Origin of the sequence: Sphingorhabdus pulchriflava (genome assembly GCF_003367235.1) — a bacterium.
GTDB lineage: Bacteria > Pseudomonadota > Alphaproteobacteria > Sphingomonadales > Sphingomonadaceae > Sphingorhabdus_B > Sphingorhabdus_B pulchriflava.
In genome coordinates, this window is record NZ_QRGP01000003.1 from 287,740 (window position 1) to 305,983 (window position 18,244).

An 18,244-nucleotide genomic window follows, 5' to 3' on the forward strand; every position below is an offset into this window, starting at 1 on the left:
CGATGAAACGCACAGAAATGATGCTGACGATAGGGCTGTCGAGCATTGTCGCAGGTTGCTCGGCTTTTCAGCCGCAAGCTGAACTCAACATCCGAGCCGTCGATAGCCAGCAGCTGACCGGTGATGCAACCAATCCGCTCGCCGAGGGGCGAGCCAAGCTGGCTTTCGGCCAAAATGGTTTAGCGATTTCGGCGTTCAGAGCTGCGCTGAGGGAGCAACCTGAAAATGCGGAAGCATATAACGGGCTTGGCATTGCCTATGACCGTATCGGGCGTAAGGATCTGGCTCAGCGCTATTTCGAGCTCGCGGTTGCTGGCGCGCCCGACAACGCAAAGTTCAACGGCAATCTCGCACGCTTTTTCGAGAGTTCGGGGCGCCCGCACATGGCACAAGGTCTTTCGACGCCCGGGATTGCCGCAATGCGTGAACCTCAGCTAAACGTTGCACCCCAAACATCCGGAGCCTTGGAGTCCAAGCCTGCGCTGTTGCAGGCGGTGAACGAAGCGGATACTGGCACTGTCCTGCCAGCAACTATCGCGGTTCCGGCATTGGCCGAAGTGACATCGGCGCTCGATTTGGATGCAAAAGCTGAACAGCCGAAGCGGATTGAGGCAGTGACGGTACAGGATCGCCCCATAGCATCGCAACTGGCCATCCATCGTCCGGCAAGTCCGGTTGTCATCCGCGCAGCTTCGATTGATCCGGCCTCATTGCCTGCGCAGTCGCGAAACCAGCGGCCTCTCGACGAGCCAATGCCGTTCGATGTACCGCGGCAACCAGTTGCGCCGGCGCAGCATGAAGGCTTGCGTTTGGAACGGGTGTCGTTGGGTGAAGTCCGCCTGGTCACGCGCCCAACCAATCCGGAACCGAAGCGCAAGCTTGCCAATGATTTTGAGGGATTTGGTGCCAGGCTTGCATCCTGGTTACCTGGCGAGATCGCCAAGGAACAAGACGCACCTGTCACGCAGATGCGCAAAGGACCGGCATTGAAAAACGCTGTGGCGGTGGCCGCAATTGAACTCGCTGTGGCGGACGCCGAGATCATCCCCCAATCTACAACGAAGCGGGACGGCTTCGTTTATGCTTTCTTTGACGACGACACGATCGTGCACACATCTTTGGCGGCGCTGTGACAGCGATTGGCTGGCGGTCGATTGTTGCCGCCCTGTCGCTGTTTTTCAGCGCGGGTGTAGCGTTTGCCGAAACCCAGCCGTCGAAATTGGGTGCCGAAGAGAGCGAAGGCCAATTGCTGCTGATCGAGCAGGCATTGGAGGCAGGTCGTTTGGTTCAGACTGAAGCGATGTTGCGCTGGGCCGAGCCCCGACTGGTTGAGGGGTATCGCAACCGCTTCAACCTGCTGTTGGCCGAATATTTCCTCGCTCGAGAAGATGTGGTTTTGGCGGAAAAGGCGATCAATTCGGTCGATGGCAGCTTGGCCGACAGTTGTCGGTTTACAGGAATATGGGGCTGGATATCCTATCAGAAGCAGGACTGGAATCGCGCTATCGCAATGCTGGCCAGTGCCGTTGATCAATGCCCCGGCGATTCAGGGCGCTGGAACCTGCTCGGGCAGGCATTGGCGCATAAGGGTGAATATGCGGCCAGCATCGAGGCCTTTGATGCAGCCCTGTCACTTCAGCCTGCGCAGGCGGCGGTGCTGAACAACAGGGCGTTGGCATTGGCCTATTCCGGTGCGCTCGGTCGAGCCATAGCAGATCTATCGAAGGCGCTGGAAATTCAGCCGGACAATCGGACAGTCGCCGAGAATCTGGCGTTTCTCCGGGCAAATATGGGCCTCGCCGTCGTGCTCGGGCCCAATGATAACGGGACATATGATGCCCGTTCACTGACCAAGGCAGGGGAGGGTGCGCTTGCCGCCCATCGAACCGAAGCTGCCACATCCTATTTTGCTCAAGCAGTACTCGCCTCTGACCGCTTTGATGCGGAGCTTTGGCGGCGTGCCAACCCCCATCCTGAAAAAGAGGCTCAATGATTGAACAACTATTTCCCGTTGCAGCAGCGGGCGCACTGGCCGCTGCGGCCTGGTCCGATTTTCGAACTTTCAGGATATCCAATATCTGGCCTTCGGTTTTGATCCTGTTCTTTGGCGGCTTTTGGCTTTTGGGTGCGGAAGTCTCCGACCCGCTTTCCCATCTTGCCCATTTCGGCATCGCTCTTGTTGTCGGGATGGTGTTGTTTGCGCTGAAATGGATCGGTGGTGGCGACGCTAAATTATATGCCGCCGTGGCCTTGTGGTTTCCACTTTCAAGCGGTCCCGCACTGGTTTTTGCAACGACCATGGCTGGCCTAGTCCTGGCGATATTCTATGTGTTGACCCGGCGTTGGGTAGCGAAGGAAAAGCGCAAAGATCGCCGCATCGCTTATGGTGTCGCCATCGCTTTCGGCGCGGTCCTGTGCTGGTTGCTATATCCAACGGCTGCGCCAAAGCCGATGGACGTCAACGAAATGGGTTATGGGACATTCAAACTCGATTAGTGGGCTTTGCCAGAATTGTCCCCTGTTTGACGCATACCGCCGCGATGCACGATCAATTCGGATCGTGATGCAACGCCCAGTTTCCGGAATATGCTGTTAAGATGGATTTTAACAGTTCCTTCGGCGAGATTGCAACGCTGCGCGATATCGCGATTGCGCAGCCCCATGCACACCAGATCGACAATTTCCAGCTCACGCTTTGTCAGCAGGTCGTCTGATCGGACCGTGCGCGTGGGTCGATCAATGGAGTGGCGTAATGCCACTTCGGTCACGTCGCTTTCGAACCACTTTCCCCCGCCGAGTACGACGCCCATGGCTTCAACAATCGTATCCGGATCGCTGTCTTTCAAAGCGATGCCTTTGATACCGAGCCTCATGGCCTCAATGGTCTGATCGGGATCGATGTGCACCGTCAAGAACATGGCGGGTACCATCGGATAATGCTGGCGCAAGTGACGCAGGACTTTCAGCCCGCCGCCATTGTGCATGGTTACATCGAGCATTGCGATATCCGGCCGCTCGACATCAATCTTTTCAATGGCCTCTTCAACCGACAATGCAGTGGTAATCGAATACTCACCGCTCTCCTCAACATATTGGCTGAAGCCGTGAAGGAAGAAGGGGTGATCGTCTACAATCAGGACATTATGCATTGTCGACCCTCTGCATCGGAATGGTGACGGACAGGATGGCGCTGCTTTCGAGACCCTCCTGATAGGCCGATCCGTTTACGAGTCGAAGCCTGTGCTGCAACGATGCTGATTTCAAAGGCATTGAAGTCCCCCGCTTTTTTGCTGTGTCCCCCGTCACCTGACCTGCACGGTCAATGATGACTATCTGCATCGCATTCTGGTGGAGCGACAACCTAACTGTCAACTGCTTGCTTTCGGCATGCCGCACAGCATTGGCGACAGCTTCACGAACAAGATGTTCGATGTTGATCGCTGACTCTTTTTCGATGGGAATCGCCGGCTCTTCTGCCTCAAGGCGCGCGTCGATATCCCACTGCATGGATATCGCCCGCAGACTTACATCAAGCCGGGTGACCAGATTTATGCCATGCTCCTCATCCTCGCTGGTTTCGAGCAAACCCCGAAGCCGGGCCTGTTCAAGTGTCAATATATCCGCAATCTTGCGGATATCGGTTCCAACGGGCTGCTGTTTGACATCATCTCTGCGCCCTACAGAAAGCAGACGCATCCGCACTGCGGCTAATGTTTGCAGAACGCCGTCGTGCAGGTCGCGTCGCGCCACATCATGGGCATCGGCAATGAAATGCCGCTCGGCTTCAGATATGCTGTCGAGCAAGGGAAAAAGCTGGTTTAATGCGTCGGTCACTAGTCTGGCTTCGTGGATTTTCAACGCATCGATTGATGCCAGACCGCAGATGACCATCCCCTTCGAACGTCCGATTTGCATCCATTTCAGATAGGCGTTTGAAATACCCTCGCGCGCCAGAATGTTGGCGACAGCCTGTTCTTTGTCTCCCATCCGAGCGGGCTTGTCGGACGAAATCGTGAAAACCGAGCGTGCGTTATTGTCGAGGAGCAGTTCGGATTGCCCTACATCGTCGCCTAGCAGAAGCATCCGGCGCAAATCATGTTCGGACAGGTTCAGTGCGGTACCGCAATCATATCGTCGCGGTACTGCCCGTTGTGACGCTTCGCCAATCAGGCAATGCGCGCGGTTGGGCGTAAACAGCGAAGCCATCGACTCCACCAGTCGCTGCAAGTCGAATTCAAGAGAGCGTCCAAGCTTGAGCAGCTTAATCGATACCGCCTCTTCACCGAATTGACGCAACTGGTCAGCGCGCGACGACGAAACCGCCAGCGAGATACCGGTAGCCAATATGGTAAGGGCAAAAATGATTTGCTCGATCAGATTGCCATTCGCCGAGGATGCTAGGCTTCCCATTTCAACATCTGCAAACTTTGCCCGTAATGGTGCTATCGCCAGCGGGATCACCAAGGCGGACAGATAATAAGTCGAAAATCCCGTGCGAAACAGCAGTTGGGCGCTTGCAGAAAGCAAGGCCAATGCGTGTACCAGACTGGTCGGAGCAACCCATGCGGCGAGGGCGGCTGCACCTACGTCGAACCCGAACTGCGCCAGAATATGACTTTTCTGCAATGGTTGCGCGACCAACAGCCAGCCTATTGTCAAAAATGCCCAAGCCAGAATTGCAAAAGCTTCCACATGCAGAATCTTGCCATCCGCAGCGAACTGTAAATCTGCCACAGCGAGCGCGAGCAAGATGCGGATAAGGGCGGGGGCCCATACGACGAAACGAATGGCGTGGTTTATGGTTATAGTTGTTCTTCCTACCCAAGAATTTGGGCAGGTATAGCCTGTTCGGGCTAGTTTGCGATATATAGCTTAAGATATATGCCGAACGGCATTTTGCTGTAAATAAATGGTAAATTTTCTCGAAATTTCTTGCCGACTCTCCGGCAATCATGCTTACCCTGTTGTTAACGAATCGGAAAAACAGGATTCACGGGGTCGCCAAACGGACCGGCTAAAGCAGCTCGAAAATATAAAAATCGGGTGTTTGCAAGCTGTTATGGGAGGCAAAGATATTCATGCACGACCGTTCTCTGCGAGTCGAAAGTTATACTGGGATCGAATCCGATTCTCAGGCAGCCGTTAACCATAACCCGCACCTGTTCACTCCAATTTTCATCAACCCGACACTCGCTCTGGCAGCCTGCCAGACCGATTTGCCTGTGCTTAACTAGGATTTGGCCATGGACTCCGAAACTCCAAATATCGCTCCGGAAATGATTGCGGACGCAATCGATGCGCCGGCACTTGCAGCAGCGGCAATGGCCGCAAATGCGCAGGTACAACTCGCGCTGCAGGCAGCGGCACTGGTGCCGGGGCAGGATGGGCAATTGGTTTTGCCAGAGGGCGTATCGCTAAACGATATCCGCGTGTCTGGGCGTGACCTGATAGTCAAATTGCCGGATGGCAGCGAAGTGGTGATCCCCGAAGGGGCAGTTTTTGTTCCGCAGTTTGTAATCGACGGCATTGCTGTCCCGCCGCTCAACATCGCGGCGCTGTTGATTGGACAGGAGCCTGCTCCTGCAGCCGGTCGGCCGACCAGTTCGGGCGGTAATTTTGCTGACCCTGTGGGCGATATCGGCGATCCCTTTGCGCGTGGCGATCTTTTGCCGCCGACCCAGTTAGCGTTCCCGGAACCGGAAGAGCGTGAAATCATTCCCAATCTGGTTGATCGCGACCCGGACGTAAATATTCAGGACGGCGGCCCTGCAGGCAAGGACGTTATCGACAATGTCAGCGAAGTCGGACTTCCCGGCACGCGCGCCAACGGCAATGTTGAATCGCCCGGTTCTTCGACGGGCAATGGATCGGACTCGACTACGGGTACGATCATCATAACGTCTCCGGACGGCATCGGATCGATTACAATTAATGGCATTGTTTATACCGGGGTGGCCGGACAGCAGATCACGACGCCCAATGGTGTTTTAACGCTCGGTGCACTGACCGATGGTCAGATTCCCTATACTTATCGTCTGACCGATAACACCACGGGCGACAGCACAACCGATGTGTTCACGGTTGTTGTGACCGATCCGGACGGAGATTCGTCGACCGCGCGTCTGACGATCGCGATTGCTGATGACGTACCAACTGCGCGTAATGATACCGATAGCGTTGCAGGCGGCACCTATGGGCCTGAAACGGGCAATGTGCTGTCGGGCTCAGGTACGACAAGCGGTTCTGCTGGCGCAGATACTCTGGGTGCCGATGGCGGTACTATCACCGGAATCCGCGCAGGAACTTCTGGAAGCTTCGGCGCTGTAGGCACCACGATCAACGGCCAATATGGTACGCTGACACTGGGCGCAAATGGCACGTACAGCTATGTTCGCAACGTCAATACGCCAGGTGGTGTCACCGACGTATTTTCCTATCAATTGACCGACGGAGACGGTGACTCTTCGACAGCCACGCTGACCATCAACATCGGCGATGCGCCCAACCGGATCGTATTTGTCCCGGAAATCGGCGATGGCACACAAGTACGCGAGCCGCACCTACCTTCACGCGAAGGCGAGCCTTCGGGTTCGCAATTCGATGGCAATCCCGAAAGCACCAGCGGAACGATCACTTTCAACTCGCCCGATGGCGTGGGCAGCGTAACAGTAGCGGGCGTAACAATTACGCCTGGTTCACTACCTCAGCAGGTGGTTTCGGACGCAACCGGCACACTGGTCATCACCGCTTACAGCTATGATCCGGCTACCGGAAATGGCAGCATTACCTACACCTATACGCTGAACGACAACACGCTGAACACAGCGGGCAGCACCGTGACATTCCCGATTGTCGTTACCGATCTCGATGGTGATGTCGCCAGCGACGATTTGAACATCAATATCATTGATGACGCCCCGCTGGCAGTGAACGACAGCGCGACACAGGACGCTGAAAATGCACCTGTTACGGTCAATGTGTTTGCCAACGACACTCCGGGCGCGGATGCCGTCAACCTGTCGACTGGCGTGGCTGTGGTCGCAGAATCGCTGAGCGGAGCAGGCTCGCTTGTCTATAATGGCGACGGTACCTTCACCTACACTCCCGCTCCCGGCGAGGAAGGTGATGTCACCTTCCAATACACCATCACCGATGGCGACGGCGATCCATCGACCGCGACTGTTACCATCACGCTGCTCAAAGACTCGGAGCCGCGCGTCGATGTCAGCGGTGAGAATTTCGTCGATGAAGCTGGCCTGCCTGCGCGCGATGGAGAGCCCGCAGGTTCGAACGAAGCTTCCGACCTCGAAACCACCAGCGGCACTATCGCTGTTTCGACCGGCGGAGATACGCTGCAATCGCTGGTCATCAACGGTGTCAATGTCACTGCAGGTGGCACCGTCACCGGCGCGCATGGCACGCTGACTGTCACCGTCTCGGCTGGCGCTTACAGTTACAGCTACACACTGACCGACAATACCGCAGGCGAAGGCACTACCGACAGCTTCAATGTCGTGGTGACTGACAGCGACGGCGACAGTGCCAATGATAATCTGGTTATCGGCATTCACGATGACGTGCCCACCGCAATCAAGGATGCTGACAGCATCGCAGCTGGCGAATATGGCCCTGCTACCGGCAATGTTATCACCGATGCTGAAGGCGATGGCGGAGCTGACACGCCCGGAGCTGACGGCGTAACCGTCACCGCAATCAGTGGCTTTGGCGGTGCAGGTGCGGTTGATGGCACCACCAATGGCCAATATGGCGTCCTGACACTTAACGCCGACGGCAGCTATAGCTATGCTCGGAATCCGGGTACGCCAGGTGGCGTTTCGGACGTCTTTTCCTACACCATCACCGATGGCGACGGCGATCCCTCGACCGCGACGCTGACCATCGACATTGGCGACAGCCGGACCACGCTTGACCTTCCAACCGAGGGCGAGGCCGGCACGCAAGTTCAAGAGGCAGGCCTGCCTGCCGGTTCTGATGCTACAGCTGACAGCGAACTGACGGCTGGAACGATCGCTTACACCGCACCTGATGGCCCGGCGACGGTAACCATTGACGGCGTAGCGGTTACTGCAGTCGGCCAGACCTTTACCGGCAGCTTCGGGACGTTGACCATCACCAGCATTGCTGCGGGTGCGATTGGCTATGAGTATGAGCTGACGACCAACACTTCTGGCGACGCGACCTTTGATGACTTTGCCGTTGTGGTCACCGATCAGGATGGCGACAACACGCCGGGAACGCTTGTTATCGATATCGTTGACGATGTGCCGACGGCCCGTGCCGATATTGATAGCGTCAAGGAAGATGGCCCGACCGTCGCCGATGGCAATGTCATCAGCGGTGCGAATGTGGCGGATGCCAATGCAACCGATGGCGTGGCCGATACACGCGGTGCCGATGGAGCCAGCGTCACTGGCGTTGTCTTTGGTACGGTCGCAGGCCCGGTTGCAGGTAATGTTGGCGGCGATGTCGCCGGCACCTATGGCACCTTGGTTATCGAGTCCGATGGTACCTACACCTATAAGCTGAACAATGAAGATCCTCGGATACAAGGCCTCGACGGAGACGATAGCCTAACCGAAACATTCACCTACACGATCACAGATGGCGACGGTGATCCGTCGACCACGACAATCGAGATCAGGATTGATGGTTCGGACGATCGCATCACGATCAACGGCTTGAACGTCGAAGGCCCTGACCTGGTTGTCGACGAAGACGATCTGCCGGTTCGTGGCCTTGAGCCTGCCGGATCGGACACCACTCCGGATTCGCTCACGCAGACGGGCAGCTTCACCGTCAATGGCCTTGACGGTATTGCGTCGATCAAGATCGAAGGTACTGAAACTTTTGTCGGTCAGTCCTTTGCGACTGCATATGGCACCTTCACGATCACTTCAATCTCGGCCCCGGTCGATGGCAACGCGACCGCGATTAGCATCGGCTACAGCTATGTACTCACCGACAACACCGCCCATGCCAATGCGGGTGGTCAGAATTTCCTGACCGAATTGTTCGATGTTGCCGTCACTGATACTGACGGTTCGACCGATACCGATCAGGTCGAAGTGCGCATTGTTGACGACGTGCCTACCGCCAATCCCGATGGTACCTATTCGGTTGCAGAACAGGCAGCACTGACATTTGATGCGCTTGCCAATGATGTGAAGGGTGCCGATGGCATCAATCTGTCGACCGGAGTAGTTGTTGCAACTGGTCCTACGAAGGGCAACGTGGTCTATAATGCTGATGGCACCTTCACCTATACACCGAATGCAGGTGCTGAAGGCGCGGACAGCTTCACCTACACCATCACCGATTCGGATGGCGACACCTCAACAACGACCGTTACGCTCGACCTGCTGAAGGATTCGATTCCGAACATCCTTCGCATCTCTAATCTGACTGTCGATGAAGACGGACTCCCCGGTGCCAATGTCGATGCAGCACCGCTGCAAGCGAGCCCGAGCGAAACAGATTCGACCGAAAGTGCAACTGCCTCTGGTACAGCCGTGGTCAATTTCGGTGCCGACGTACCGGCCAACCTGCTCGCTTCGATCAAGCTCGTCGATACTGGCGCGCTCGATGGCCAGCTGAAAACACTCGATGGCGTGGACGTTGTTTTTGCGCTGGAAAGTGGCGCTCTTGTCGGACGCAGTGGCGGTGCCGAAGTCATCCGGATTGAAGTTTCCGGCGCTGTGCTTGGCCCCAATCCGGGCGATGTGACCTACAGCTATTCGACCACGCTTTTGCAGCCCGTCAAGCATGTCGCGAGCGGCAGCGAAGATTCGGTCACTTTGAACGGCGTTACTTTTGAGGTTACCGACAGCGAAACCGACAGCGCCACCGGATCGTTCAACGTCACAGTGGTGGACGATGTCCCTTCGCTGGACGTCACAAAGGGTGAAGACGCTGGTGTATCGCTGGTTACCCAGGATGCCGAAACCGACGGTGTTCCGACGGCGGAAGATGTGGCGACCAGTGCTGCCAATTTTGGCGGTGTGTTTGGATTGACTTCGACCGCTGGTGCGGATGGTGCAGTTGCACCTTCACTTGCCTTTGTATTGAACACAGCCGGTGGTGCCTCGGGACTCACCAGCCAAGGCGTGGCAATCAACCTGTTCAAGATCGGCAATGTCATTGTCGGTTCAACCTCGGCTCTCGCGCCTGCCAGCGCTACGGATGCATCGGTGGTCTTCTCTGTAGCTGTCAGCGGTACCGGTGTGGTGACGCTGACCCAGTACAGCCAAATCGACCATGCGCTTCCGGGTGAAGCCAATGGTCCTTATGACGACCAGTTTGCAGCATTGCTCGACAGCGCGATTACACTGACCGCGTCGTCGACCATCACCGATGGTGATGGCGATACCGCCAGCGACAGCGAGACGGTGAATATTGGCGCGAACATCAGCTTTGCCGATGATGGTCCGGTTCTGACCAACGCCTCAGGCAACAGCTCGGTCACATTGGATGAAACCACCGCCGGTTCGCCGGCAGGCTTTGGCGTTGCAGGCATCAGCCAGACATCGGCGGCTGCAATTGTAACGGCAACGGCGGCTTTTGGTGCCGATGGTGCGGCAGCGGCCAACGCGACGACCTATGCCTTGTCGATTGTCGGCGGCGGCGTCACCACGCTGCAAACTGCGATTGGCAACCATGCGATCAGCCTGTCGCTCTCGCCCGACGGCAAGACCGTTACCGGCAGCTATAATGACGGCGCAGTGAAGACAGCCTTCACCGCGACCATCAATGCCAATGGCACGCTGACGGTAACGCAATTCGTTCCGCTCGAGCATCTGGTCGATGGTGGCCCGGGTGCGGCGCATGACGACGCCCTGACACTTTCCGGCCTCATCAATGCGACGATCACAATCACCGACTTTGACGGTGACACTGACAGTGAAACCTTGGGTATTGGTGATCGCATAACCTTCAAGGACGATGGCCCGTCGCTCAATGTGACCGTCGGCAGCGATGCCAATGTCGTGTTGGTCACGCAGGATGCTGATACGATCGGCGCCAATAGCGATACCAGCTCAAGCTCAGGTAACTTTGGCGGCGTATTCGGTTTGACATCGAATGGCGGTGCCGATGGTGCAGCCGCGCCCAGCCTGGCATTCGCCCTGAACGTCGCCAATGGCGTTTCAGGCCTCACCAGCAATGGTGCGGCGATCAATCTGTACAAGATTGGCAATGTCGTTGTTGGCTCGACCTCGGGCACGGCACCTGCCAGCGCAACCGATGCGTCGGTCGTCTTCGCCGTTTCGGTGGATGGTGCCGGCGTTGTTACGCTGACCCAATATCAGCAGATCGACCATCCGGTGGCTTCGGACCCGAGCGGTACCGCCGCTCCGTTCGACGATCATGTCGCAGTGCTGGCAAATGGCAAGATCACGCTGACGGCGTCTTCGACCATCACCGATAATGACGGCGACACGGCATCTGACAGCGAAACCATTGACCTGGGCGGTAATATCGCTTTTGCCGATCACGGTCCGGATATCACCCTGACATTGACCGGAACGCAGATCCGCATCGACGAAACCGATGGCGTTGTCGCAGCAGGCGGTGAAGTCGATCCGGCAGGCGGAAACCTGGGCACCGTCACCATGACAGCTGCAAGCCTGTTCACGCTTACCAACACTGTCACCAGTGCGGACGCGCCGACAAGCTATGCCTACAGCCTTGTTCTGCCCAGCGAAGGTGCCAATTCGGGACTTCTGCACTCAACCACCAACACCGCGATCCTGCTCTATACCGATGCACCAGGCGTTATCGTGGGCCGTGTTGGCGGCATTGGCGGCGCTGTAGCTTTCACGGTCAGCGTCAATCCGACCAGCGGTGCCGTGACCGTCACCCAAAACCTCGCAGTCGAACACCCCACTGGAGGCGCATCCTATGACGAGGATTCTTCGCCTCTGACTGCAGGCGCACTCAGCCTTCGCGTTACCGCGACCGATTTCGACGGCGATACCGACACTGCAAATGTCGATCTGGGCAGCATCATCCGCTTTGAGGATGATGGCCCGACCGCGCTTGTTGCGACCACTTCGGGCACTGTCGACGAAGATGGTTTGCCAGGCGGGTTTCCCGGCGGGACAGATGATGTTCCGGGGCAGGCGCTTGTTGCAAATGGTTCGGTAACAGGACTGTTTTCTGCAGGGGCAGATGCACCGCTTACCTACGCTTTGTCGACCAACACCTCGGGTCTTCCTGCATTGGCCTCTGGTGGCATCCCGCTCAGCTACACTGTTGTTGGCAACGTGCTGACCGCAAAGGCGGGCGCAGCTACGGTCTTCACCCTTTCACTTGATGCCACAACCGGCGGCTGGACCTTCACGCTGTCGGCTAAACTCGATCACCCGTCAGGGGCTGATGAAAACGACATTGTGCTGCAGTTTGGCGGGCTTGTTATCGCCACTGACCAGGATGGTGACACCGCAACGGCCATCGGAAACCTTACCGTAACTGTTGATGATGACACACCTGTTGCTGCTATTGCGATTGGCAATGTTTCCATCACACATGACGAAACCCAAGGCGTAACCGCAGGCAGCAATGATGTTGCTGGCCCGCTTGCCCGATTTGCGGGCGTGACCAATGTTGGAGATGACTTGGATGTCGCCGGGTCGACTCCGCTTGGTTATGCGGTTGGCACGGGCAATTTCAACACCGCTGGTGCAGCACCAGGTGCTGATGGCTGGATTGTCACCTATGGCCTCATAATCTCTTCGCAAGGCGTCGACTCAGGTGTCGACACGACAGCTGGCGAAAGCATCTTCCTGTTCGCCGAAAATGGTCTGATCGTTGGCCGTGTTGGTGGCGAAAGCGGTGTAGCAGCCTTTGCCGTTGGGATAGATGCGGTTACCTCGCAAATCAGCTTGGTACAGTATCTGTCACTTCGTCATCCTGACGGAACCAATGCAAATGACAACATCTCGCTGACCCCGTCGGTGATCAGTGCAGTGGAATATGTGGTCGATGGCGATGGCGATGCGGTATCTGCATCGGTCAATATCGGTAATGTCATTACTTTCCGCGATGATGGCCCGCTGGCACAGGCAAACACCAACAATGCAGTCGAAGGCGAGGTTGTCGTCGGGAATGTGTTGGGCAATGACTTTTTCGGTACAGATGGCCCAACCACGACTACGCCTGCAGGTGGTGTCGTTGGTGTACGCGCTCTGGCTGGCGACTTTACAACGCCGGTTACAACCGGAACCGGCACACAAATCACGGGTCTTTACGGCAAGCTGACGCTGAACGCAGATGGCAGCTACAGCTACGATGGCGATCCGAATGTTATTACAACGGCGCAGTCAGACGTTTTTGTCTACACGATCCGCGACGGGGACGGCGATCTGTCGACGACAACCCTGACCATCAACCTGACGCCGGTGACGCTGGTTGCAGACAATGACACGGTTGCGGTTAACGAAGCCGGTCTCGATTTGGTCAATGATGCCGGGCCGGATACGGTTGCGGGTACGGTCAACGGCAGCAATCCGACCTCAAATTCGGACGTTGCCCAGGGCACGCTGGCGGTTGCAGGGGCGACCAACTTTGTCCTGACCAGTGCCAGCGGTGGTAGCTATGGTACGCTGGTGTTGAACAGCAACGGTACCTACACCTACACGCTGACCAAGCCATTCGATACCACGCCAGATAACAACAACGGGATAACCACCGAAACCGGCAAGGATGTGTTTAATTACACCGCCACCGACGCCAATGGTAACAGTGTTAGCGGCACGATCACTGTCGATATAATTGACGATGTGCCGTTGATCGACATTGCGGCATCGGGCACAACTTTGATCCTCGATGAATCGCTTGGCACTGCTGGTTCGATCCAGAATGAAGGCGGCCGCGTCAATAATGACGAAACAACCGTCGGTGCCGCAGTCGGTGCCATAGGCTATGCGACTGGCTCAATCGTCAGCCTGGTAACGGCAAATGCCGGTGCCGATGGAGAGGCCTCGCGCGTCTATTCGCTGGGTGTAAATAACGCGACCTCAGGGCTGCTGGATTCAGTGACGAACAACAGCATCGTTCTTGTCTCGGTCAACGCGACCACGGTTGAAGGTCGTGTCGGAAACGCTGCCGGTGCACTATCCTTCCGCATAACAATCGATCCTGCTAACGGCACAGCAACAATCAACCAGTTCCGCGCTGTCGAACATAATGACAGCAGCAACCATGACGAAAATGGTGGCAGCGAAGCATTGATGAACTCGGGCGTGCTGTCGCTTGGTGTCGCTCTGACCGATGGCGACGGTGACCGGGCAACCGACACTGTCGACATCTCGCAACTCTTCAAGTTTGAAGATGATGGTCCGTCAGCGACCGGAGAATCCGGAACGACCAACGAAGTCCTGCAGGATTTCAACACGGCGTTTGTCCTCGATTTCTCGGGCAGCATCGACAACACTGAGTTCAACACGCAGCGTGATGCGGTAAAGGCCGCGATCGATGAACTGTTCGCTTCGACTGGTGGCAGTGTTTCGGTAAAGTTCGTCTTCTTCGCGGTTAATGCGGTTGCAAGTGGTACATTCACCACGGCTGCCAGCGCAAAAGCATATCTTGACGCAATCAATCCATCGTCGCGTCCAGTCGATCCGAGTGGCACGGATTTCAGCGACGCCATCACCACCCTGCTGGCCAACTACGCTGCTGATGAGACGGCCAACAATCAGGTGTTCTTCCTGAGCGACGGCATTCCCAACCAGAATACTGGTAGCAGTGGTCAGGCGTTGAATGACACCATCCGGCCTTTGTGGAACAGCTTCGTCAACAACAATGATATCAACGTCACAGCGATCGGTGTCGGTGGTGGCATCAACAACAGCAATCTGCAGCAAATCGACGTTGACGGTGCAGGTGCTCCCATATTGGTCGCCAATTTCGACGACTTGATCGATACGCTGACCGCGCTGTTTGCACCAACGCCGATTACCGGCGATCTCGATGTTAACGATGATTTTGGCACCGATGGCGGTCGCATATTGTCGATCACAGTCCCGACAGCTGCGGCGGTTGATCCGGTTTACACCTGGAACGGAGTGACCGGTGCAGGCTCGCAGATCACCGTTTCTGGCGGTGGCGCAACCATCAATGGCTTCACCAGCATCCTTGTTGGGACCGAGGCTGGCGGCCAGTTTATCATCGACTTCGCTACAGGTCAGTGGAGCTACACCCCGCCACGAACAGTTGCGGCAGATACGACAGAGCTGTTCAACTACACTATCGTCGATGGTGATGGCGACACAGCCTCGGCAACGCTCAGCGTATTGGTAGAGAACAACGAGCTTCCGGCCACTGCGCCCGTCACGGCAACGGTCGACGACGATGCGCTCAGCGGTAACGCAGGTGGCACCGGCGATCTCGACGCCAACGTCGGAGAAACGGCACCGGCTAATCCCAGCGAGGCCATCTACAATGGCACGCTGAACATCACCGCGACGGACAATCCGATTGCAGCAATCAGCTTCGCCCAGCTGCAAGGTACGACCGCGACAATTGGCCAGGAAACGGTAATCTATAGCTGGAATGCCGTCACCAACCTGCTGACTGCGGCGATCAGCGTTTCACCTGTTGCAGACCGCGTGGGCGATACCTTGTTCACCGTCCAGCTCAACAATCCGAGCAATGGGTCTTACACCGTTACTCTCGTCGACAACGTACTGCACAGCAATGTTGCCGGCGAAAATGACGCCTCGGTCGCGCTGACCTATCGTGTTGCGGATACTGATGGCTCGACCAATAGCGGTGTGCTGAACATCACCTTTGATGATGACACCCCGGTTGTAACCAGTGCAGGCAATGTCACGCTCACGGGCAGCGCTTTGTCGGCAACGGGTGCGTTCGATTATGAAATCGGTGCAGACGCGCGGACGACATTCTCGACGGCAAATGGCGATTTCACTTCGGTCGCCCTGTCGGGCCTGGTTGGTTCAAGTGCCATCACCAATGTTGTTACAACTAAGACAGGCGAAACGGCGACTTCGGCGACGTTTACATTCTCCTTCCAGTATGATTCCGATCCTAACCTGGCTGGCGTGCAAACTGCAACGTCGACGGGCACGCTCTCGTTCAACAAGAGCGCGGGGCAATATACGATTACGCTGAACCAGCCCATCGCCACCTTCGAAACCGTGACCACGAGCGGCACGATTTCGCAGGAAAGCTTTAATCTGGATGGCTCTGCTGCATCGCAGCCTGAGATTGTCGTGTCGCGTCTGGACACCGACTTCTTCGTTCGCTTTACCGGGATTAACGGCGGTATGAATGCAGGCGGTAACAGCACCTTTGCCACCAATGAAACATTCGCAGGAACACAAGGCTGGGTCAGTGTTACCGGAAGTGAAAATGGTGTATCTTCAGATACTCTACAGAATTCTGAGGTGTTGAACCTTGATTTCTACACAGCAAGTCCGGGAGGAGTGGTTAACCCCGGAGCGGGCACTGCTCGCGCTGACACAATCTTCCTGAAGGTTGACCAACTCGGCTCAAGTGAAGATCTTGTGGTGATCCTCAAGCTGGTCGATCCTGACGACAATTCAGTCACTACGCGCGCTATCGTCGTTGACAGTGGAGATATCTGGAAGCCTGCCGATGGCGCAAACCCGCTGGGTATTGCTTATGGCGATGCTGATGGTGTGATCATCATTGAAGGCAATGACTATAACTTCGGTAGCGAAAACTATCAGATTTATGGCGCCCAGTTGATGACGTCGACCAACGGTATAACCCTTGCCGCTGGAACAAATGCCATCAATCTTAATCGTGCTACCGGTGCAAGTGGTGCCTCGACGAATAATGATACCTTTGACAGCACGACCAGCGATACGGACGTCATCAAAATCATCGACATCGGGTTCATTCAACGCACCCAGAATACACAGCAACTAAAACTCAACATTGATGTGACGGTCACCGATGCCGATGGAGACGCGGTTGGTCAGACACTTCGCGTCAACGGTGGTGTTCCGCCAGTTGTCCTGGATCTGGATGGCGATGGAGCCGAATTTGTTGCTTTGGCCGCAGGTGTCACCTTCGACTATGCTGGCGACGGCAGCCCTGAAAGCACTGCATGGGTCGGCAGCGATGATGGCATATTGGCGATTGATCGTAACGGCGATGGCATCGTCAACGATGGATCCGAAATCGTCTTTGGCGGTAACAACCTGACCGACCTTGAAGGCCTCGCTGCCAATTATGACAGCAACAAGGATGGCGTGCTGGATGCAAACGATGCTGATTTCGCCAAGTTTGGCGTCTGGCAGGATGCGAACAGCAACGGTGTGACCGATGCGGGCGAATTCCAAAGCCTGTCTGATGCCGGCATTGCGAGCATCAATCTGGTGTCGGATGGTGTTGAATATGCAGCCGCCGGTGGAGACGTCACCGTCCATGGCACGTCAGACTACACCAAGGCTGACGGTTCGACCGGCTTGGTTGCTGACGCGAGCTTTGCGACCGGCGCTGCCCAGACGCAGCAGCGCGAGCAGGTGCAGGCTAACACGTTGGTGGCAGCTTCACTGGTCGCGCTGGCAGGGGCAGACATCCTGCTTCAGGATGCGTCAGCAGGCGCTGCACGCGAAAGTCTGGTATCGCGCGAACTCGATATCGACAACGTGTCGCAGGCTGCCAACCAGCCATATCAAGCCGATGGCATTGAACAGTCTGCGCTGTCCGCACAGGATCTGTTGAAGGTCGAAACTGTCGAACTGGTGCAGCAAGACGACATGCCCACCACGCAATTGTGGGATGCCAATCGCTTTGACCAGCAGGAACGCTTCGATATCGATCAGGCGGACTTCAATCAGGCTGCGGCGGAACCGATTGTCCACGATGCATTGTCGATGCTGTCGATGCCGGTTGAAATCGGTTCGATGGAAGCCTTGCTGATTGCCCACACGGCATCTGATGGTGCGGTCGAGGTGCAGACCGCAGCACTGCAGGAAGTCATCGCCGATACGCTGAACGACAATGGCATCGACCATCTGCTCGATCAGCTGACCGGAGCTGCCGATGGGCCGTTGCTGGGTGCGAATGACGCATTTGGCGGCAGCGAAGATTTCGCCGCTGCGCTGATCGATATGCCGGTCAACGCAGACTCATTCGCGCATTTCTCATCGATCACTGTTTCTGATCAGCTGCAGGAAATGGCGGCAAGTCATGCATAATTGGGGCATAAAGTGCCGGATAAAATGGAGGACGTTAA

The 18,244-nt window shown here is 56.3% G+C and carries 6 protein-coding genes; 4 read left to right on the plus strand and 2 right to left on the minus strand.

Annotated features, from left to right (window positions below):
- The first annotated feature begins 2 nt into the window (after window positions 1–2).
- Genes DXH95_RS15535 through DXH95_RS15545 form a run of 3 tightly spaced genes read left to right on the plus strand, consistent with a single transcriptional unit; the run spans window position 3 to window position 2,496 of the window.
- A complete protein-coding gene (locus DXH95_RS15535) occupies window positions 3–1,133 on the plus strand; it encodes a tetratricopeptide repeat protein (protein WP_115550466.1) in 1,131 nt (376 codons plus the stop codon).
- A complete protein-coding gene (locus DXH95_RS15540) occupies window positions 1,130–1,993 on the plus strand; it encodes a tetratricopeptide repeat protein (protein ID WP_115550467.1) in 864 nt (287 codons plus the stop codon). The genes DXH95_RS15535 and DXH95_RS15540 overlap by 4 nt, the downstream gene beginning before the upstream one ends.
- Entirely contained in the window at window positions 1,990–2,496 is a 507-nt protein-coding gene (locus DXH95_RS15545; RefSeq protein ID WP_115550468.1) for an A24 family peptidase, read from the plus strand. Before DXH95_RS15540 ends, DXH95_RS15545 begins: the two co-directional genes overlap by 4 nt.
- Here DXH95_RS15545 and DXH95_RS15550 read toward each other — a convergent pair.
- Entirely contained in the window at window positions 2,493–3,149 is a 657-nt protein-coding gene (locus DXH95_RS15550; protein ID WP_115550469.1) for a response regulator, read from the minus strand. The two genes, DXH95_RS15545 and DXH95_RS15550, sit on opposite strands and share 4 nt — an antisense overlap.
- Complete coding sequence (locus DXH95_RS15555; RefSeq protein WP_147291767.1) at window positions 3,142–4,734, minus strand: sensor histidine kinase; 1,593 nt, start codon at window positions 4,732–4,734, stop codon at window positions 3,142–3,144. The genes DXH95_RS15550 and DXH95_RS15555 overlap by 8 nt, the downstream gene beginning before the upstream one ends.
- A gap of 509 nt (window positions 4,735–5,243) precedes the next feature.
- On the opposite strand from DXH95_RS15555, the gene DXH95_RS15560 reads away from it, so the two are divergent.
- A complete protein-coding gene (locus DXH95_RS15560) occupies window positions 5,244–18,206 on the plus strand; it encodes a DUF5801 repeats-in-toxin domain-containing protein (RefSeq protein ID WP_115550471.1) in 12,963 nt (4,320 codons plus the stop codon).
- Window positions 18,207–18,244: the final 38 nt, after the last annotated feature.

What these genes read in the sequence shown, in the direction of transcription:
- DXH95_RS15545 (WP_115550468.1), top strand. Translation starts at nt 1,990, where the DNA reads ATGATTGAACAACTATTTCCCGTTGCAGCAGCGGGCGCACTGGCCGCT.
- DXH95_RS15560 (WP_115550471.1), top strand. Translation starts at nt 5,244, where the DNA reads ATGGACTCCGAAACTCCAAATATCGCTCCGGAAATGATTGCGGACGCA.
- DXH95_RS15535 (WP_115550466.1), top strand. Translation starts at nt 3, where the DNA reads ATGAAACGCACAGAAATGATGCTGACGATAGGGCTGTCGAGCATTGTC.
- DXH95_RS15550 (WP_115550469.1), bottom strand. Translation starts at nt 3,149, where the DNA reads ATGCATAATGTCCTGATTGTAGACGATCACCCCTTCTTCCTTCACGGC.